This window comes from Variovorax sp. J22R115 (genome assembly GCF_030317005.1).
Taxonomy (GTDB): domain Bacteria; phylum Pseudomonadota; class Gammaproteobacteria; order Burkholderiales; family Burkholderiaceae_C; genus Variovorax.
Genome location: NZ_JASZYM010000012.1, coordinates 36,711 through 56,112, shown reverse-complemented (window position 1 = coordinate 56,112; position 19,402 = coordinate 36,711). Strand labels below are relative to the sequence as shown.

Genomic DNA, 19,402 nt, shown 5'->3' with positions numbered 1-19,402 from the left:
CGATAGTAGATCGAATGGCTCGAATTGCACATCTATGACTCCTGGATCACGACACGCGGCTGGCGTCCTCCCTTTGGCTCCAGAGACTTCTTTGCTTCTTGGCTCACATCGCGCCCCGGCAGCAGGAAGTGCGACAGCGCCGGAATCAGCACGACCGCGCCCACCATGTTCCACACGAACATGAAGGCCAGCAGGATGCCCATGTCGGCCTGGAACTTGATCGGCGAGAACGCCCAGGTGACCACGCCCGCCGCCAGCGTGATGCCGACCAGCACCACCACCTTGCCCGTGAACTGCAGCGCTCGGCGGTAGGCCTGCCCAAGTGATTCGCCCTTGCGCTGGAAGGCAAGCTGCACGCTCAGGAGGTACAGCGCATAGTCCACGCCGATGCCCACGCCGAGCGCGATGACCGGCAAGGTGGCGACCTTGACGCCGATGCCCAGCGCCACCATGAGCGCCTCGCACAGCACGGAGGTGATGACCAGCGGGACCACGGCGACCACCACCGCGCGCCAGCTGCGGAAGGTGATGAAGCACAGCACGATGACCGCTGCATAGACGAGCAGCAGCATCTGGCCCCAGGCCTTGCGCACCACGATGTTGGTGGCGGCCTCGATGCCGGCGCTGCCGGCGGCCAGCAGGAACTTGCGGTCCTCGCTGTCATGGGTCTGCGCGAACTCGGCGCTCGCGCGCACCACGCCGTCGAGCGTCTCGGCCCGATGATCCGACAGGTAGGCAATCACGGGCATCACCGAACACTCGGTGTTGAAGAGGTCCGGATTGTTGACGCTCGCCTGCTGTGCGCCGTAGTTCAGCACGTCCTGGTTGCGCGCGATGGTGAGCCACTTCGGGCTGCCCTCGTTGCTGCCCGCGGTGATCTGGCGCACCGCGCCGGTCAGCGCCACCGTGGTCTGCACGCCGGGAAGCTGCTGCAGCGTCCAGGCAAGGCGATCGGCCTCAACCAGCGTGGGGTACTTCAGGCAGCCTTCCTTCGCGGTCTTGACGATCACGGCGAAGGTGTCGCTCGACAGCGCGTAGTGGTCCGTGATGTAGGCGTTGTCGCGGTTGTAGCGCGAGTCGGGCCGAAGCTCCGGTGCGCCGGGATCGAGATCGCCGATCTTCAAGCCCTGGCTGACGCCGAAGCCGAGCACTGCAAGCGCGGCGCTCGCCACGACCGCGCGCAAGGCCCAGCGCCGTTCGACGAAATGCCCGAGCCAGTTCCACAGGCGCTCGAAGCCGCGTGCCTTGCCCGCGCCCTCTTCCGCGTGCAGGCTGCGCGCCGCCGCTGCGGGGCTCACGCCGACATAGGAAAGCAGCACCGGGAGCAGGATCAGGTTGGTGAAGATGAGCACCGCCACGCCGACGCTGGCGGTCAGCGCCAGCTCCTGGATGACCGGGATGTCGATCACCATCAGCACGGCGAAGCCGACGACGTCCGCGAGCAATGCGGTCAGGCCGGCCAGGAACAGCCGGCGAAAGGTGAAGCGCGCCGCGACCAGCCGGTGCGCGCCGCGCCCGATGTCCTGCATGATGCCGTTCATCTTCTGCGCGCCGTGCGAGACGCCGATCGCGAACACCAGGAAAGGCACGAGGATCGAGTAGGGATCGAGTTCGAGGCCGAAGGCCGCGACCAGCCCGAGTTGCCACACGACCGCGATCAGCGAACACGCAATCACCAGTCCGGTGCTGCGCACGCAGCGCGTGTAGAGGTAGATGATGGCCGCGGCGATCAGCGCGGCCACGGCGAAGTAGAGCGCCATCAGGTGCAGCCCGTCGATCAGGTCGCCGACGAGCTTGGCGAAGCCGACCACGTGCATGCGAACGGCCGGGGATTCGCCGGCCGGCGTGGCCTCGTAGCGGGTTCGAAGCTGCTCGATGGCATGCGACAGCGCACGGTAGTCGATGCGCTGGCCGGTGGTCGCGTCCTTGTCGAGCAGGGGCACCACGATCATGCTGGACCTGAAGTCGCTCGCGACAAGACTTCCGACCAGTCCGGAGCGCGCGATGTTGCCCCGCAGTTGTTCGGTGGCTCGTGCCGAGCCGTCGTAGCCGTCCGGCATCACGGGGCCGCCGCGCAAGCCCTCCTCCGTGACCTCCGTCCATCGCACGGAAGGCGTCCACAGCGACTTGAGCCAGGCGCGGTCCACGCCTGGCATCAGGAACAGCTCGTCGTTGATCTTGCGAAGCGTGTCGAGATAGCCCGCGTCGTAGACGTCGCCGCGCTTGTTCTCGACCACGATGCGCAGCGAGTTGCCAAGGCCACGCAGGTCGTTCTTGTGCTCCAGGTAGTTCTGGATGTAGGGATGACCGTGCGGGATCATCTTTTCGAAGCTGGCGTTGAGCGACAGCCGGCTCACAGCGAGCGCCGCCAGCACCACTGTGACGAACGCGCAGATGAGCATCACCACGAGACGGTGATTGAAGACCAGCCGCTCGAGGATGGAACCGGAGCGGGGGTCGAAGGTGTCGAGCGTCGTGTGCTCGTGATCCTTCTCGGAATCGAGGGGGGTGTGCATGAGGGAACTCCGGCCGCGTTCAGGACAGCGGCAATGGGCGCGCCGCGCCGCGTGGCCCGGCGATGACGAGGGCGCCGCCGGCGGCTTCGGCCACGGCGGCTGCGGGCATGGGCTGATCGACGCGCAATGACTGGAAGCTCGCGCCGTCATCCTGGCTGACGAGGACGTGGCCGGCCTGGCTGACCAGCACGATGCGGCCGTCGCTCCGGCGCAGGCCCGCGGTCAGGCCGGTCTGCACGCCGGTGGTGACCTGGGACCAGCTCCGGCCGCCGTCGGTGCTGCGCACCACGCTGCCGCGCAGGCCGAAGGCGATCAACGCACGCGTGCCGGCAACGATGCCGAACAGAGTGCCCTTGTAGGGCGTCTCACGGATGACGAAGCGGTCCGTGGCGCTTTCGAGCTGCAACGCCAGCCCCTGTTCGCCCACGACAAAGACGTCGTCGGCGACGGACCGGACCGCATAGAGGTGCAGGCTCTTGGGGTTGTCCAGCGCATGCATCAGCGGCTCCCAGCGCGCACCGCCGTCGTTGGTGCGCAAGGCCAAGCCGAAGGCGCCCACCGCATAGCCGGTTTGTGCGTCCTTGAACCAGACATCGAGCAAAGGGTTCTCCGCACCCTGGGCCGCGAAGCGTTTGGCTTCGTCGAGGAGGGCCGCGGCGCGCAGGGCCTCGAGCCCCTGCGCTGCGCCCACGCGCTGCTCGTAGTAGTCGACCATGAGACCGCCCATGCGCCTGCCGTCGAGTTGGAGGGTCCAGCTCTGGCCCGCGTCCGTGCTGCGCAGGATCACGCCGTCGTGGCCCACGGCCCAGCCCTGTCTTTCCGTCGGAAAGCAGACCGCCACCAGGTCCGAGCTGACCGGCACTTCGGCCTGCCGCCAGCTCGCGCCGCCGTCATCGGACAGCAGGACATGCCCGCGCTGGCCGACGGCGACGATGCGATGTCCCGCACGGGCCAGCCCGTTGATGAGCGAGCGAGCGCCCAGTGGGCTGCGCACGGCCGGGGTGTCGAGCACGTCGCGCCATTCCTTGCCGGGGGCGGCTGTCGCTGCCAAGGCCGCGACGGCGGCCCCGCCGCAGGCCAGTGTCAGCGCCCCGATGAGCGAGCGCCGCGATGGATCGAATGTCATGTTCCCTGCTCCCTCATGCCTTCCGGGTCCGCTCAGCGGATGCCGGAGCCGGCCAGCGAGTCGGGCGTCCAGTCGCGGTCGGACATCGGCTTCGTGTAGCGCATGCCGCCGGTCTCGGCGATGAAGCCTGTCAGCGAATAGACGCGGGCGACCAGGTCGTAGTGGCCGAACATGTCCGTGTACGGTGCCGGCAGGTCATAGCTCGGCGCCATGTAGGCGAAGCCCGCGCGGTACATCTGGCCGCGTGCGTCGTAGTTGTCCGAAGCCAGGGCCGCCCACGAGTCCTCGTCGAGGTAGAAGGTGCGCTTGCCGTAGACGTGGCGCTTGCCGTCGCGCAGCTTCGCCTCAACGACCCACACGCGGTGCAGCTCCCAGCGCACCAGATCCGGGTTCAGGTGGTTGGGCTTGAGCAGGTCGTCCTGCTTGGCCTGGTACACCGCCTCGTAGGCGTTGTAGGGCACGTACATCTCCTTCTTGCCCACGAGCTTGAAGTCGAAGCGATCCATCGAGCCGTTGAAGATGAAGGTGTCGTCGAAAGTGGTGGCGCCGGCGGTACCGGGGTTCGGCGTGTCGTAGGAGAGATCGGGCGCGACCTTGACGCGGCGCTGGCCGGGCAGGTAGCTCCAGGCGCGGCGGTCCTTCTGGCCGATGTCGAGCGGGTCGACGATCATCAGCGCCTCGCCGGCGCGGCGGGCCGGGCCGGTGTAGGAGAGCTTGATGCGCCAGAAGGTGTCGGCATCCTGCTTGGCGGTGTCCCAGAACGGATAGTCCTGCACGCTCACGCCTTCGGTGGCGAGCACGGGCCGGCCGTTGGCGTCGACGTTGAGGTTGCGGTACTTGGCTTCGTAGCTCTGGCCGTTGAAGCGCACGAGGTGGTTCCACATCGCTTCGTAGCCGTCCTTGGGGATCGGGAACGGAAAGCCCGCATGCACGCCCTCGATGGAGCGGCCGTCGTTGGTGGTCTTGGCGTTGACGGCGCCCTTCGCGGTGTTGTCGGTCACGAACTTCGGGAAGGCCACGCTGCGGTGCGTGGGATAGACGTCGACGCGGAAGCTCGGGTACTTCTGCAGCAGCGCCTTGGTGCCTTCGGTGAGGCGGTCCGCGTGCTCGGCCATGTTCTTGGCGTCGACGACGAGGCGGGGCTTCTCGCCCGCGAACGGGTTGGGCCGCACGCCGTCGCCGGCCTTGAAGCCGGCGGGCGCGGACGTCAGCCCGCCGGTGTAGGCGGGGATGGTGCCGTCCTTGTTGGCGCCCTTCTCGGCGCCGACCGGCGTGAGCGTGGCACCGAGGGTCTTGGCTTCGTCGGCGCTCAGCGCGGCATGCGCCGCGAGCCCCGTGGATGCGGCGACCAGGCCGGCGAGGAGTTGTCTTGAAATGTTCATCATCGTTTCCGTACAAGGAAAAAGAAGGTCCGCCCCCGGGGCTCCTTGATGCCCCCGGGGTGGTTGGATGGCCGCGCGAGCGGCCCGGAAATACTCAGAAAGTGGTCTTGAAGGTCAGGCTGATGAAGCCGCGGTCCTTCAGCAGCGTCGTGAAGCCGTTCTGCGCGATCACCTGTGTGGCGTTGGCGCGGTAGCGGCCGACATAGTCGATGTACTTCAGGTCGAAGCGGTACTTCTGGTACACGTCCGCGCCCAGGCCGATGCTGTAGTTGCCGTTGTCCTGGTTGCCGCCGAAGACCGTGGCGGCATTGCCGCTCAAGCCGACGGCGTAGCTGACCGGCATCGACAGGTCCACGCCAGGCCACACCTGGAACCACGTGGGCGTGAAGGCGATGCCCGTGCCGAGATAGTTCTTGGTCGTGCAGCCGTCCCACTTGTTCTTGCCGAGGCAGGGAGCAAAGCCTTCGGCGAAGAAGAGGTTGGCGCCGCTGCGCACCTTGGACCATTGCGACCAGACCAGTTCGACCGCCCAGGAGGCGGTGTCGAACAGGGCCGTCTTCGGAATCACGCCCACGGCGTTGACGAGGCCGTGGTAGGTGTCGCCGCGCGGCCCCTTGGTGTCGCCTTGCGCGGGCAGCCCCGGCGCGATGCCCAGCACGGTGCTGTTCAGCGGCGTGTCGTGGCGATAGGAGAGTTCCGCGCCGACGCTGATGCCGGCGATGTTCTTCGCCAGGCTCACGCCGTACATGTCGATGTTGTCGGCGTAGATCAGGTTGTAGCGGCTGATGCCGGGCCCGACGCGCGTCAGGAAGGTCTGCGGCAGCTTGTCGGCGAAGTTGCGCCAGTAGAAGCCCATCGTGCCGTCGAGCCACGCCGGGCTCCAACGCGCCGACAGGCCGCCTTCACCGCTATTCCGGGGCTCGGACGGGTTGCCGCGGGCCGCGAAGCCAAGGGCCTGCGAGAGGAACTGGCGATCGGGGCCGTTGAAGGCGAAGTCCACCGGGCCCAGGTAGGTGCCGCCTTCGGGGTAGCGGAAGGATTCCCACTGCAACATGTACTGCGCGCCCACCGACAGCGTGTCGGTGATCTGCGCGGAGCCCGACACCTGGTTCAGCGGACGGAACAGCTCCTTGGCCTCCACGCCGGGCGTGGCGAAGCCCTTCTGCAGGTCGAGCGGGTTCTGCGCATAGGCCACGCCGTGGAGGTTGCCGCCGAGGAACAGCGACTCGCCCCAGTAGAGGGTCTGGCGGCCGAGCTTGCCGCGCACCGGCACGTTGCCGATGTCGGTGCCGCCGAACACGAAGGCGTCGAGCACTTCGCCCGAAGGCCCCTGGTAGAAGCGCGAGGTGTAGTCGCTGTAGCGCTTGTTGATGTAGCTCGGGATGTTCGACAGCGGCGGCAGCGGGTTGGTCTGGCTGTTGTCGCCATAGGCGCCGTCGTACCAGCCGGCGGCGCTGACGCGCGCGCCGAAGTTCTTCTTGTAGACGACGTCGAGTTCCGTCAGCAGGTCCAGGCGCTTGGTCACGGCGTCGCCGCGATCGAAGCTGTAGGTGCCTTCGTCGGACACGACGTTGTTGCCGATCTTGGGATCGCGGCTTTCGACACGGTTGCCGTAGTTCAGGCGCACCGTGTTGTCCCAACGCACCTCGAGGTCGGGATTGCCGGTGTTGATCTCGAAGCCGTGGGCGGCATCCGTGGCGAACACGGCGGCGAGTACAGCGATGCCGACCGCGCTGAGTCGGGCAGAGGGACGACCAAGGGTGGCCCCTGCGAGGGGTCTCGGATGGTTCAAGAAAACTCCAGGTGTTGTTGCGATGGTGCGAGCCGGCGGCAGCGCACGGCCACTCGGTTCACGCTGGGAATTCTGGGTTTTGGAGGGGTTGCGGCTCCCCCTCTTGATTGGGGGGACGGGGGTGCTCGCAATCGCCAGTCCCCTTCCGATGCGCCGTGCCATCCACCTGTGGTGCGATGGTCGAAGCGCTCGCGGCGCTCGATGCTGGCGCGGCAGCGAGCGCTACGGAGAATCGGGTGTGATGAACCTCGTGGTGAACCACGAGGGCGCGGAGTGCGAGAAAGGCTGGATGTCCCGGACGCGGGGCTCGGCAGCCTGCGTCACTCCGGCTTGAAGTTGATCGACTTGAGCACTTCGCCCATGCGGGCGTAGTCAGCTTGCAGAGATTTCGACATCTGCTCGGGACTGCGCGGCTGGCCGGCCTCGAGGCCGGTGCCTTCGATGCGCTCGCGCACTGCGGGCTGTGCGAGCACCTTGAGCACTGCGTCGCGCAGGCGCGCCTGCACTGGCGCTGGCACATCGGGCTTGATCCACAAGCCCATCCATCCGATGGCTTCGAGCTGCGGATAGCCGAGTTCGGCGAAGGTCGGCACGTCCGGAAGCGCCGCGTTGCGCTTCGGCGTGCTCACCGCGAAGGCCTTGAGCTTGCCGGCCTTGATGAGCGGCAGTGAGGTCGCCATGCCATCGAACATGAGCTGCACATGGCCGCCCATCACGTCGGTGAGAGCCGGTGTCGACCCCTTGTAGCCCACATGCGCCATGTCGATGCCGGCCGCCTTGTTGAGCTGCAGGCCCAGGACGTGCGACACCGTGCCGGCCGTGTACGACGCGTAGTTGACCTTGCCGGGCTGGGCCTTGACCCAGGCCATGAGCTCGCCGAAATTCCGTGCGGGCAGCGAGGGCGTGCCCACCATGACGAGGCCGCCGCGCGCCAGCTCGGCCACCGGCTTGATCTCGGTCGCCATGTCGACCTTGAGGTTGACGATGTGCGGAATCTCGCTCACGAGCGAGTTGACGCCGACCAGCAGCGTGTGCCCGTCATGCGGCGCCTGCGACAGTTCGTTGACCGCGAGCACGCCGGCAGCACCGGGCTTGGGATCGACGATCACCGGCTGGCCGATCTCGCGCGACAGGCCGTCGGCCACCACGCGCGCAATGACGTCTGCGGAGCCGCCGGCCGGACCGGCCACGACGATGCGCAAGGGCTTCTCCGGCCACTTTGCCGGAGCCTGCGCCTGCGCGCCGGGCGCGAACAGGCTCGCGCCGATGAACATTGCGGCGCACAGGGTGCGGCGGGCTTTGGAATCGAAGGTCATGCTTGAACTCTGGATTGTGTGATTTCAGGATGCCCAGCGCAGCAATGCAAGCACGAGCAACGCGAGGAAGATGGTTTCGCCCAGCATCAGCATCACGGGCTTGAGGCCGACCGAGGCGAGATCGCGCAGATGGGTCTTCATGCCGATGGCGGCGATGGCGGACACCAGGCACCAGCGGGACAGGTCGCCGCCGAGCGAGACGATGGGCCCGGCAATCCAGCCTGCGCTGTTGACCGCGACCAGCGCCGCGAAGGCGACGGCGAACCACGGCAGCAGCGGTGGCCGCTTGCCCATGACCTGGCCCGAGCGCGCGGCGGCGCGGCCGAATGCGACGGCGAACACGATCACCGGCAGCAGCATCGCCACACGCATCAGCTTCACCAGCGTGGCGACATCGCCGGTATCGCGCGACATGCCGTAACCCGCGCCGACCACCTGCGCCACGTCATGGATGGTGGCGCCGAGAAACACGCCGGCCTGGTGGTCATCGAGTCCCAGCAGGTGGGCCAGCATCGGGTAGACGATCATGGCCAGCGTCGACAGGGCCGAAACGCCCACCACTGTGAAGAGCGTGGCGCGCTCCTTCAGGGGATGCGCCGGCAGCGCCGCCGCGAGCGCGAGCGCCGCCGATGCGCCGCAGATCGCCGTCGCCCCGCCGGTGAGCAGGCCGAACACCCGCTGGAACCCCATGAGGCGCGCGGCGAGCATCGACAGGCCGATGGTCAGTGCCACCGAGAGCAGCACCAGCAGCACCGGCTGCCAGCCCAATGCCACGACCTGCGCGGCCGTGATGCGCAGGCCCAGCAAGGCCACGCCCACGCGCAGCACCTGCCGCGCCACGAGTTCGATGCCGGGCGCGCAGGGGCCGTCGCTCGACAGGAAGTTCATGGCCATTCCGAGCAGCAGCGCGAACAGCATGACCGGCGCACCGTAGTGCCGCGACAGGAAGGTGGCGGCGGCGGCCACCACGGCGCTCGCAAGCACGCCAGGAAAAAGCAGGCGGCCGCGCGCCGGCCAGGCGGCGATGGACAGGGTGGACATCGTGCGTCAGGCCGTGGGCAGCCGGTGGTCCCGGAACAGATCCCGCAGCTTGTTCTTCTGCATCTTGCCGGTGGCACCGAGCGGGATCTCGTCAACGAAGACCACGTCGTCCGGAGTCCACCAGCGGGCGATGCGGCCTTCGTAGAAGCCGAGCAGTTCGGTGCGGGTGAGTTGAGCACCGGGCTTCTTCACGACCACCAGCAGCGGACGCTCGTCCCACTTGGGATGCCGCGCGGCGATGCAGGCCGCCATGTGCACGTCCGGATGGTCCATGGCGATGTTCTCGAGATCGATCGAGCCGATCCACTCGCCGCCGGACTTGATGACGTCCTTGCTGCGGTCGGTGATCTGCATGAAGCCGTCGGCGTCGATGGTCGCGATGTCGCCGGTGGGGAACCAGCCGGTGCCCTCGGCATCGCGCACCAGCGGGTCGCCACCGTCGTGGTGGAAATACTCCGCGATGACCCATGGCCCGCGCACCATCAACTCGCCGGCGCTTGCGCCGTCGCGCGGCAGTTCGCGGCCGTCGTCGCCCACCACCTTGATGTCGACACCGAACACCGCCCTGCCCTGCTTGGCCTGCACCGCGAGCCGCGCATCGCCTTCGAGCGCCATCTGCGTGGGCTTCAGCGCACACACCGTCCCCACGGGGCTGGTCTCGGTCATGCCCCAGGCGTGCAGCACGTGCACGTCGTAGCGCTCCTGGAAGGTCTGCAGCATCTCGCGTGGGCAGGCCGAGCCGCCGATGACGGTACGGCGCATGGTGCTGAAGCGCAGGCGGTTGGATTCGACATGCGCAAGCAGCCCCTGCCACACGGTCGGCACGCCAGCCGACATGGTCACGCGCTCGCTCTCGAACAGGTCGTAGAGCGACTTGCCATCGAGCCACGGGCCCGGCAGCACGAGCTTGGCGCCCACCATGCACGCCACGTAAGGCAGGCCCCAGGCGTTGACATGGAACATGGGCACGACCGGCAGGATGACGTCGCGCGCCGAGCAGTTCAGCGCATCCGGCATGGCCGCGGCGAAGGTGTGCAGCATGGTCGAGCGATGGCTGTAGAGCGCGCCCTTCGGATGGCCCGTGGTGCCCGAGGTGTAGCAGAGCGACGAGGCGGCGTTCTCGTCGAAGCGCGGCCAGACGAAGTCCGGCTCATTCGCATCGATCAGGTCCTCGTAGCACAGCAGGCCCGGCAGGCTCGGCGACACCGGCATGTGGGCGCGATCGGTCATCGCGACGAAGGCCTTGATGGTCTTCACGCGCGAGGCGACGGCTTCGATGAGTGGCAGGAAGGTCAGGTCGAAGAACAGGACCTGGTCTTCCGCGTGGTCGGCCAGCCATGTCACCTGGTCGGCGTGCAGGCGCGGGTTGAGCGTGTGCAGGACGGCGCCCGAGCCCGAGGCCGCGTAGTACAGCTCCAGGTGGCGGTAGCCGTTCCAAGCCAGCGTGGCGACGCGCTGGCCGGGCTCGATGCCCATCGCCGCGAGCGCACCGGCCATGCGGCGCGCGCGCTGCGCGAGATCGCGGAACGTGTAGCGGTGCAGGTCGCCCTCGACGCGGCGGGAGACGATTTCCTGCGAACCGTGGTGGCGCTCGGCATGGGTGAGGAGCGTGGAGATCAGCAGCGGCTGGTGCTGCATGAGGCCGTTCATGGTGTCTTGTCCTGGAAGATGAAAGGTTGGTGGCGGGCGCTCAGGCCATGGCCTTGCGCGCGGGGATGGGCGAGCTGTCCGATGCATCGTCGGCGGGCGCTTCGCTGGCACGCAGCAGATCGCCGCCGTAGCTGCGCGCCGCGGCCATGAAGGCCAGCGCCGCCAGGATGCCGAAGGCCGGCATCACGGCGAGCGTGGTTTCGAGGCCCCACGCGTCGGAAAGCACGCCCGCAAGGAAGGGGCCGGCGGCCAGCCCGAAGAGGTTCTGGAACAGCGCCAGCACCGACGAGCCGGTGGCGCGCACGCCTGGATGGATGACGTCGATCACGACGGCGGAGACCGGCCCCACGGTGCAGGTCATGAGGAAGCCGCCGAACGCGATCAGCGCGAACTGGGCCTGCGCCGACAACGCGATGCCGAAGCGCTGCGCGCCGAAGGCCGTGCCCAGCACCAGCAGCGATGCGACGCATAGGAATGCCATCGCATGCAGCTTGGCATGCGGACGGCGTGTGCCGGCGCGGTCGATCACCGCACCCCACAGCACGCTGCCGACCGCGCCGCACAGCACCACGAGCGCCGCGCGCACGGCGGCCTGCTCGGGCGCGAGTCCGTGCACGCGATTCAGGAAGCTCGGCAACCACGACCACACTGCCGAGACGACGATGAGCTGCGCTGCGCCGCCCACGCACACCCAGGGCAGCGTGCGCGAGCGGAACAGGCCTTGCGCCACTGCGATGGCTGCGCTGCGCGTGGAGCGCGCCGCCCGTTCGAGCCGGGGGGTGAGTTCGACGGTGCGGTAGTCGCGGACCTTGAGATAGAGCAGCGCCAGCATCAGGCCGGGCAATCCGACAACGCCGAATGCCGCCTGCCAGCCCCAGCGCGCTGCGATGAGTCCGCCGAGCATCACGCCGAGCACCGAACCGATCGATGCGGAGGCGAAGAAACCGGCCAGGAGCGCGCCGCGCAGCCGCGCCGGAAAGTGGCTCGCGATCAGCGCCGCACCCACCGAGCCGTAGCCGGCCTCGCCGAGCCCGACCAGCGAACGCGCCGCGAGCAGCTGCCCGTAGTTGCGCGTGAACATGCAGGAGATGGTGGCCATGCTCCAGATCGTGGCCATGGCGACGATGCTGCGCACGCGGCTGGAGCGGTCGGCGATCAGCGCGACTGGCAGCGCGCCCAGCGCGACAGTGACCGACACGACCGAGACGAGACCGCCGAGTTGCTTGTCGGACAGGCCCCAATCGGCCTTGAGGTAGGGGAACAGCGAGACGATGACCTGGCGGTCGATGTAGTCGACCATCATCAGGCCGAGGGTCATCGCGAACGCGAACCAGGCCTGGCGCCGGCCGATCAGGTAGCCCTCGGCGTCGCCAGGGCGGGCTTGGAGTGTGGGCGTCATGGCAGTCTGCACCGGGTGGGCGGGCCTCAGGGCACCAGCACCGTGGCGCCGGTGGTGCGGCGCGACTCCAGCGCGCGGTGCGCCTCGGCGGCATCGGCGAGCGCGAACATTTGCTTTGGCTCGCCGCGGATCTTGCCGGCCAGCACCAGGTCGAAGAGCTCCGTGGCCATGTCGAGCATGTGCGGACGCGGCGCCGCGTAGTGGACCATCGCCGGGCGCGTGACCCAGATCGACCCCTTGACCGCCAGCTGCATCGTGTCGATCACGACCGGCCCTGAAGAGGTGCCGTTGCTTACCAGTGCACCGCGCGGCTGCAGGCTGTCGAGCGAGGCCTGCAAGGTGTCCTTGCCAACCGAGTCATAGACCACCGGCACGCCCTTGCCGTCGGTAATTTCGCGCACGCGCGCGGCGATGTTCTCGCGCGTGGTCACGATGGTGTGCGTGCAGCCATTTTCCCTGGCAACGGCGGCCTTTTCGTCCGAGGAGACGGTGCCGATCATGGTGACGCCCAGCGCGCGCGCCCACTGGCAGGCGATCAGGCCCACGCCACCGGCGGCGGCGTGGTAGAGGATGGTCTCGCCACCCTTGAGCGGGTAGACCTGGCGGAACAGGTACTGCGCCGTCATGCCCTTCATCATCAGCGTCGAGGCCGTGCGGTCGGAGATGCCGTCGGGCAGCGGGATGAGCCACTCGGCAGGCATCACGCGCACATCCGAATAGGCGCCCTGCGGGCCCATGAGGTAGCCCACGCGCTGGCCGGCGTGCAGGTCGGTCACGCCCTCGCCCACGGCCTCGATGACGCCGACGGCGTCGGAGCCGAGGCCGTTGGGCAGTGGCATCGGATACCGGCCGGTGCGGAAATAGATGTCGATGAAATTGACCGCGACGTAGGTGTGCCGGATGCGAACCTGGCCGGGGCCGGGATTGCCGACCTCGACGTTCTCGAGCTGGAGCACTTCGATCCCGCCCGTCTGGTGCAGACGTATGGCTTTGGACATGATGGGGTTTCCTTGGATGTGTGTTGAATCGCGGCAGCGTCAGTCGGCCACGGCGAGCGGCGTGGAAAGGTCGCGAATGAGGTACTCGGCGAGCGGCCAGGGTCCGTATCCCGAGGCCGGGTTGAGATGGCCGACCTCGCCCATGTCGACCAGTTCGCTCCCCCAATCGCGGGCGAGCGTGGCGACACGGTCGAAGGCCGCGAGCGGATCGTTGCGGCTCGCCGCGACGATGCTGCGGAAGGGCAGCGTCCTGCGTGGCACGGGCAGCCAGCCGGCGTCGAGCAAAGCCTCGACCGTCGGATAGCCCTCCGGCATGGGACGCTCGAAATCCGGCGGCGTCGCCAACAGTGCTCCCTGCACCGGGCGCCGCGTCCGCCGCGCCCAGTGCGCGACCATCAAGGTGCCGCCGCTGTGGGCGACGACGACCAGCGGTCCCGAGATGAGGTTGGCGGTACGCTCGATGGCATCGACTCTGGCCGCGCAGTCGAGATCGTCGCGCCCCATGGGCGGCACCGTGCGCACCCTGCGGCCGCGGGCCTCCAGGTCCGCGGCCAGAAACGTCTGCCAGTGCGTGTCCACGTGGTCGCGCAGCCCGGGGACGATGAGGACCGTCGGCATGGAAAGAGCGGCCGTCATGCTCACGCCACCTTGCGCAGGTAGCCCTGCTGGCGTCCCTTGGGGTTGGGTGCGAAGCCGTTGGCGGCCAGAGTCTCCTCGACGGTCTCGTAGAACACGCCGATCTTCAGGATCTCGCGGGCTTCCTTGCCATTGGCGACCTCGCGGCCGAACTCGCGCGACATGCGCACGAGCTGCTCGATCTGTTGCACCGACGTCATCTTCTCCGTGCGCGACTGGTTCCAGAGGTTGTCCTCGATGCCGCAGCGCACGTGCAGGCCCATGGCCATGCCGATCATGTTGATGGGCAACACATTGCGCATGCTGCTTTCCACCGTCAGCATGGCGCCGTCGGGGATGGCACGCAGGAAGTTGGCCAGGTTGTAGATGTTCGGCGCGTCCATGCCGCCGCTGATCGCCACCCAGTTCATCACCAGCGGACCCTTGTAAACACCGCGGCGAATCAGGCGCTCGACCGTCTCGTAGCTGTTGATGTTGTAGAACTGGAACGCGCTCTGGATGCCGGCGGCGCTCAGGCGGCGCACATGCTCGTCGATGAAGCCGGGGCCGGAGGGGACGATCATCTCGCGGTAGGCCGCGTTGATCTCCGGGTCGGCCAGGGACGTGCCCGCGATGTCTTCGGCTTCCATGTGCTCCAGCACGTTCATCTGCGTCGTGTTGACGGTGACCGTGACCTGGTCCGGCTTCGGATCGAGCTCGGCGAGCATGTGGCGCGTGTCGTCCTTCAGCCACTTCGCGGAGGCGCCGTCGGTTTCCGGCGCAAAGGAGATCGAACCGCCGACCTGGATGACCATGTCGGGCACGGCCTTGCGAACGCCGGCGATCAGCTCGTTGAACATCGACAGCCGCTTGGAGCCCCTGCCGTCCAACTCGCGCACATGCAGGTGCAGCACCGAGGCGCCGGCGTTGTAGCAATCGACCGCCTTCTGCACCTGCTCTTCCATCGTGACCGGGATGTCCTGCGGGAAATCGGACGGAATCCACTCGGGGCCATAAGGTGCGGCAGTGATGACCAGCTTGTCCTGGTTTTCGGGGAACAGCGATCCGTCGAGGAAATTCATGGTTTGTCTTTCTGTGTGTTGAGGGTGAAACGAGAACAGGCGTGCGGTTCAGAACGTCGCTTCGCCCATGATCCCGGCGCGCTCCATCTTTCGATGGCAGGGCGGGTAGTCCATGACCGCGTAGTGCTGGGTGGAGCGGTTGTCCCAGAAGGCGACGGTGTTCTTCGTCCAGCGGAAGCGCACCTGGAATTCCGGCACATTGGCTTGGCTCACGAGGTAGTTCAGTAGCAGGTTCGCGCCGGGGTTGGCGTCCTGGCCGAAGCGCACGTTCGCCGGCGTGTGGTAGTTGGTGAAGTGCGTCGTGAAAGCGTTGACGAACAGCACCTTCTCGCCGGTTTCCGGATGGGTGCGCACCACCGGGTGCTCGGCATCGGGAAACTGGGCCCGCAGCGCCAGGCGTTTTTCGATCGGCATCGCCGCGCCGAAGCTGGCCTCGATGCTGTGGCGCGCGCGGAGGTCGGCGATCTTGGTCTTGATCTCCTCGGGAAGATGCGCGTAGGCCTCGACCATGTTGGCCCACACCGTGTCGCCGCCCACGGGCGGGCATTCGACGCAATGCAGCACGCAACCGAACGGCGGCTTCTCGCGCCAGGTCGCGTCGGTGTGCCAGGCGTTCTCGTAGCGGTCGTTCGGGGTGTCGGGCGACTTGTAGATGCGCACCAGTCCCGGGTGATCCGGGTCGCTGCCGGCGACCGGGTGTTCCTCGAGTTCGCCAAAGTGGCGCGCGAAGGCCACGTGCTCGGCGCGCGTGATGTCCTGGTCGCGGAAGAAGATCACCCGGTGCTTCAGCAGCAGGCGGCGGATTTCCTCCATGAGCGATGCGTCGCGCGACGCGGCACCCAGGTCGACATTGCCGATCTCGGCGCCGATCGTGCAGGTCAATGGCTCCACGCGGAGGGATGTCTTCAGCGCCGAAGCGCGGACGATGGCGGGTGCACCTTGAAGCGAATTCGCGGAGCTGGACGGGGTCATGCTGCTTGTCTCCTTTGGGGGCCGGATCGGCCTCGTGTGTCGCGGATGGCGCCTGCCCTGTGCGGCGGCGCCCGAGTCAGCGAAGATTAAGGAGAGACAAGCCCGCACTCCCCCCCATTGCAGAGGGGGGTGGCCTCATTTGTGTCGCTGGACCGTTACAAGTCGGGGCCTACTGCAGCAGGCCGAGGATGCGCGCGCGCAGCACCACCTGCTTGCGCGATCCCGCATCCAGCTTGGCGAAAAGGTTTTTCATGTGCCACTTGATCGTTTCTTCGCCGACCTGCATCGCCAGGGCGATTTCCTTGTTCGACAGATTGCGCGTCAACAGCGCCAGCACCTCGCGCTCCTTCGGCGTGAGGGCGGTGCTCGGCGTCGCAGGCAGTTGCGCCGGTTCACGCACCGCCTCCGGGCGGGGCAGCGTCCCGGGCATCATGCCGCTGGCAGGCATGCGCGCCTCGGTCCCTTCGATCTCCCGTGCCCAGGTGCCGAGATCGGGATGGGCGTCCTCGAACACACGCAGAAGTCCATAGGCACGCGCCAGGCCGGCCACCTCTCGCAACAGCAGCTTCGCCGCCTTCTCGCCACAACGATCGAGCGCGAACGCCCGAAGTCCAACGATCTCGATATGAAGGCGGCCCTGCTTGACCTGTTGCGCCACTTCGTCGGCGCGCGCCAGTGGTTCGAGCGCGCCGCGCCAGTCCTGCGCCGCGATGGCCGCAAGGCCCAGCGCCAATTCCCGCAGCGGACCGACGCTGCGTCGCCAGAGGGGTCCTTCGGGCAAGCCCGCCTCGGCCAGGACTGCATCGATCCTGTCGCACAGGTCCCGGCAGGTCTGGGCCCGGTAGCGCCGCGCATGCAGGCGCACCTGCTCGGAGAGGCTGGCGATGCGCAGCCGCGGCAGTCGGCGCGAGACGCCGACTGCGTGCAGCGCTTCGAGCAACTCGATCGCGCGATGCTCCGCACCCTCCGCCACGGCGATGCGTGCCAAGGTCCGGTAACTCAGGAGCAGCACTTCCGGCAGTCCGGTGCGCTCGACCACGTCGAGACGGTTGGCCAGCAAGGCGACAGCCTCGTCCGGGCGGTCGCGCTCCCACACGGCGGAAGCCAGCAGCGCGGCCTGCATCACCACGAAGGAACTGCGCCGGCCGAGGGTTGCCTCGGAGCCCGCCAGAGACGGCCGCAGCAGATTGTCGGCCAGCAGCACCTGGCCTTCCCATACGTAGCTCATGGCGATGATGAACTCGCCCCACCGCTTCACGTAGTCGGGTGTGCGACCACCGGGCGCCCGAGGCGCCTGCTGCTGCCTCAGCCGTGCGAGCGCCGGATCGCCGTCCAGCAGCGTGCGAAAGGCAGTGCGGTTGGCATGGATCTGCTTCAGCAGCGGATCGTCCAGCGGCGGCGCCTCGGCCCAAGGGTCGTGCAAGCGGGCGAAGCGATCGGGCTCGTCCGCGAACACCGCTGCGCCGCTGACGATGAGCGCGCATTCGCAACGCAGCGCCTCATCGGCCCCGGGCAACACGAGCATGCGATCGACCTGACGCCCCGCTTCCTCGTGCCGCTCGCCGCTCACCAAGGCCCACGCAATGGCAAGCAGGAGGCGCGGACGCCGATCCAGCTCCGCCGCAGGCAGGCGCTCCAGCCACTCGACCACCGCGTCCGTGCGGCCATGCATGGTCGATTCGTACAGGCTGCGCTCGGCGAGTTCGTAGGCCAGATCGTGCTGGCCGGCGAGCAGCGCATGGCCGGCGGCCGCCTCGAGCCGGCCACGCTCGGCCAGCCACGGCACGGCGCGTGCATGCAACTGGGCCTGCTCATCGGTGGGGAGCATCGCGAAACGCTGGCGCAATGCATCGCGCGCCAGGTTGTGGACCCGCAGCCATTCGCCCTGCTCGCTCGTGATGAACACCGGGGTGTCGTTGCACATGCGCTCCAGCCGCTCGGCGGCGTCGTCCATCAGCGCGACAGAGCGGCACAAGTCGCCATGCAGGCTGTCGAGGATGGAGATGCGCGTAAGGAAGCCGAGGTCGTTCGGGTCCAGGTTCGCCAGCAGCGTGCCGACGAGTTGATCGCGCGGCTTGCCGCCATGTGTGGCCATCGCCTGCACTTCGGCGCGAGGATCGGCGGCCCGTTCGACGACCGTCAATGCGAGTTGGAGGCCTAGCGGCCATCCCTCTGTCAACTCGTGAAGACGTGCCGCCGTGTCGCTGTCGACCTGCGCAGCGAAGCGAGCCCGAACCAGTTCGAGAGTTTCTTCGAGCCGAAAGCGCAGCACGTCCTGCCCGACGACGGCGCACTGTCCGTAGGCGATGAGGTCATCGATGTCGAGGTTGCAATCGACACGCGTTGCCACGACCGTGCGCAAGTTGGGCGGCGCATTACGCATCAGGTAAGCCAGGGCGCTGCGCGAGCCGGCCGGCAAGCGGTCGGCTTCGTCGACCATCAGCACGACGTTCAATGCAGTCTGTGCCACTTCCGCGAGCCAGACGGTGATGCCCTCGAGTTCGCCGAGACCGGAGGATCCTTCGAGCAGCGTGTGGCCAAAGGTGGGACGCCCCGCTGCCTGGCGCACTGCCAGCGCAAGGCCTTGCGAGAGCCTTCGTGGTTCGTCCCCCTCTTGCGCGGACAGCCACGCAACAACGGCCCCTTGCGCCAGATGCTCACGCCGCCACTGCGCGAGCAGAGAGGTCTTTCCGAAACCGGCAGGCGCCTGCACCAGGATCACCGGGCAGTCCAGCTGGCCGCCCTCACCCGAGAGCAAGCGCGCGCGAGCGACGAGATGGCGCGGGACGCGCGGCGGCGACACCTTGAGCAACAGCTCGTCGGCGGTGCCTGCGGAGCCAGGGAATGATGCCAATCAGGTCTCCAAAGCGGCGTCGATGGGCGGCGCTTGCAACAATGATGTTCGCAAAATGGTAGTCGCCTTGAGTTTCGTTCTGCAACTTCGTGACGCTGGCTAACCGTCGCGATCCGTGGCGTGCGGTCTGCTTTCGCCCGCATGCCGGTCCCAAAGGAACATCGCGACCAGCCTGCGTTCGCCAAGCGCTTCGGCGAGCACCTGGAACGCGAAATAGGGAATGAGCACCAGCAACAGGATGAGCGTCCCGGCCAGCACTTCGGGCAAGCGCGCGCCGAACAGTTCGCCCAGCGAGTCGCCCAGGGAGCGCCGGTGAAACCAGCCGACCAGGACCTCCTCGACGACCGTCAGGAAGAACAACAGCAGCACGAAGACGAACGCCTTTCGCAGCGTCGGCCAGATGAGCGGGCTTTCGGGGTTGTGCTCTCCGATCCTCAGTGCCTTGCCCACCATCATGAACTTGGCGAGCAACAAGGCCTTCACGATGGCAACACCCCAGTACGCGAGGTGGATGCCATGATCTTCAAGTACCGCGGCCTTCATCAGGTTCATCGCGCCGATGGTGACAAAGAGGTAGGCAGTGAGGATCGCGACTTCCACGAGCTCGTCGATCACCCGCTGCCTCACGGGCGCCCTGGGCCTGGTGTTGGATTTCATGG

The 19,402-nt window shown here is 67.5% G+C and carries 14 protein-coding genes; all 14 read right to left on the bottom strand.

The window, feature by feature from the left end; genetic code table 11:
- Window positions 1-32: 32 nt before the first annotated feature.
- The 14 genes from QTI04_RS21265 to QTI04_RS21200 all read right to left on the bottom strand — a co-directional run bounded on the left by QTI04_RS21265 (window position 33) and on the right by QTI04_RS21200 (window position 19,400).
- On the bottom strand, window positions 33-2,516 hold the full coding sequence (locus QTI04_RS21265; RefSeq protein WP_286617479.1) for an RND family transporter: 2,484 nt from the start codon (window positions 2,514-2,516) through the stop codon (window positions 33-35).
- 19 nt (window positions 2,517-2,535) lie between these two features.
- Window positions 2,536-3,642 (bottom strand): YCF48-related protein, encoded by a 1,107-nt coding sequence (locus QTI04_RS21260; RefSeq protein ID WP_286617478.1) that lies wholly within the window; start codon window positions 3,640-3,642, stop codon window positions 2,536-2,538.
- Between the two features lie 32 nt (window positions 3,643-3,674).
- Window positions 3,675-5,024, bottom strand: coding sequence for a DUF1329 domain-containing protein (locus QTI04_RS21255; RefSeq protein ID WP_286598162.1), 1,350 nt, complete (start codon window positions 5,022-5,024; stop codon window positions 3,675-3,677).
- Window positions 5,025-5,118: 94 nt separating this feature from the next.
- Window positions 5,119-6,816, bottom strand: coding sequence for a DUF1302 domain-containing protein (locus tag QTI04_RS21250; RefSeq protein ID WP_286598161.1), 1,698 nt, complete (start codon window positions 6,814-6,816; stop codon window positions 5,119-5,121).
- Between the two features lie 320 nt (window positions 6,817-7,136).
- Window positions 7,137-8,132, bottom strand: a complete 996-nt coding sequence (locus QTI04_RS21245; protein ID WP_286598159.1) for a tripartite tricarboxylate transporter substrate binding protein — start codon at window positions 8,130-8,132, stop codon at window positions 7,137-7,139.
- Window positions 8,133-8,156: 24 nt separating this feature from the next.
- A complete protein-coding gene (locus QTI04_RS21240) occupies window positions 8,157-9,173 on the bottom strand; it encodes a YeiH family protein (protein ID WP_286617477.1) in 1,017 nt (338 codons plus the stop codon).
- Between the two features lie 6 nt (window positions 9,174-9,179).
- Window positions 9,180-10,823, bottom strand: coding sequence for a 3-(methylthio)propionyl-CoA ligase (locus QTI04_RS21235; RefSeq protein WP_286617476.1), 1,644 nt, complete (start codon window positions 10,821-10,823; stop codon window positions 9,180-9,182).
- Window positions 10,824-10,863: 40 nt separating this feature from the next.
- The gene (locus tag QTI04_RS21230; protein WP_286617475.1) at window positions 10,864-12,222 is read right to left on the bottom strand and encodes an MFS transporter; all 1,359 of its coding nucleotides are present in this window, start codon (window positions 12,220-12,222) and stop codon (window positions 10,864-10,866) included.
- A 26-nt stretch (window positions 12,223-12,248) separates the two neighbouring features.
- Window positions 12,249-13,220, bottom strand: a complete 972-nt coding sequence (locus QTI04_RS21225) for a quinone oxidoreductase (RefSeq protein WP_286617474.1) — start codon at window positions 13,218-13,220, stop codon at window positions 12,249-12,251.
- 39 nt (window positions 13,221-13,259) lie between these two features.
- Window positions 13,260-13,856, bottom strand: a complete 597-nt coding sequence (locus tag QTI04_RS21220; protein WP_286617473.1) for an alpha/beta hydrolase — start codon at window positions 13,854-13,856, stop codon at window positions 13,260-13,262.
- A 2-nt stretch (window positions 13,857-13,858) separates the two neighbouring features.
- Entirely contained in the window at window positions 13,859-14,917 is a 1,059-nt protein-coding gene (locus QTI04_RS21215) for a 3-keto-5-aminohexanoate cleavage protein (RefSeq protein ID WP_286598152.1), read from the bottom strand.
- A gap of 48 nt (window positions 14,918-14,965) precedes the next feature.
- Window positions 14,966-15,889, bottom strand: a complete 924-nt coding sequence (locus QTI04_RS21210; protein ID WP_286617472.1) for a TauD/TfdA family dioxygenase — start codon at window positions 15,887-15,889, stop codon at window positions 14,966-14,968.
- A gap of 169 nt (window positions 15,890-16,058) precedes the next feature.
- Window positions 16,059-18,743, bottom strand: a complete 2,685-nt coding sequence (locus QTI04_RS21205; protein ID WP_286617471.1) for a LuxR C-terminal-related transcriptional regulator — start codon at window positions 18,741-18,743, stop codon at window positions 16,059-16,061.
- A 99-nt stretch (window positions 18,744-18,842) separates the two neighbouring features.
- Entirely contained in the window at window positions 18,843-19,400 is a 558-nt protein-coding gene (locus tag QTI04_RS21200) for a hypothetical protein (RefSeq protein WP_286598148.1), read from the bottom strand.
- Between the last annotated feature and the right edge of the window lie 2 nt (window positions 19,401-19,402).

Excerpts from the sequence above, each read along its gene's own strand:
- QTI04_RS21255 (WP_286598162.1), bottom strand. The coding sequence starts at position 5,024 with ATGAACATTTCAAGACAACTCCTCGCCGGCCTGGTCGCCGCATCCACG.
- QTI04_RS21225 (WP_286617474.1), bottom strand. The coding sequence starts at position 13,220 with ATGTCCAAAGCCATACGTCTGCACCAGACGGGCGGGATCGAAGTGCTC.
- QTI04_RS21220 (WP_286617473.1), bottom strand. The coding sequence starts at position 13,856 with ATGACGGCCGCTCTTTCCATGCCGACGGTCCTCATCGTCCCCGGGCTG.
- QTI04_RS21200 (WP_286598148.1), bottom strand. The coding sequence starts at position 19,400 with ATGAAATCCAACACCAGGCCCAGGGCGCCCGTGAGGCAGCGGGTGATC.
- QTI04_RS21260 (WP_286617478.1), bottom strand. The coding sequence starts at position 3,642 with ATGACATTCGATCCATCGCGGCGCTCGCTCATCGGGGCGCTGACACTG.
- QTI04_RS21235 (WP_286617476.1), bottom strand. The coding sequence starts at position 10,823 with ATGAACGGCCTCATGCAGCACCAGCCGCTGCTGATCTCCACGCTCCTC.
- QTI04_RS21245 (WP_286598159.1), bottom strand. The coding sequence starts at position 8,132 with ATGACCTTCGATTCCAAAGCCCGCCGCACCCTGTGCGCCGCAATGTTC.
- QTI04_RS21215 (WP_286598152.1), bottom strand. The coding sequence starts at position 14,917 with ATGAATTTCCTCGACGGATCGCTGTTCCCCGAAAACCAGGACAAGCTG.
- QTI04_RS21265 (WP_286617479.1), bottom strand. The coding sequence starts at position 2,516 with ATGCACACCCCCCTCGATTCCGAGAAGGATCACGAGCACACGACGCTC.
- QTI04_RS21210 (WP_286617472.1), bottom strand. The coding sequence starts at position 15,889 with ATGACCCCGTCCAGCTCCGCGAATTCGCTTCAAGGTGCACCCGCCATC.
- QTI04_RS21230 (WP_286617475.1), bottom strand. The coding sequence starts at position 12,222 with ATGACGCCCACACTCCAAGCCCGCCCTGGCGACGCCGAGGGCTACCTG.
- QTI04_RS21240 (WP_286617477.1), bottom strand. The coding sequence starts at position 9,173 with ATGTCCACCCTGTCCATCGCCGCCTGGCCGGCGCGCGGCCGCCTGCTT.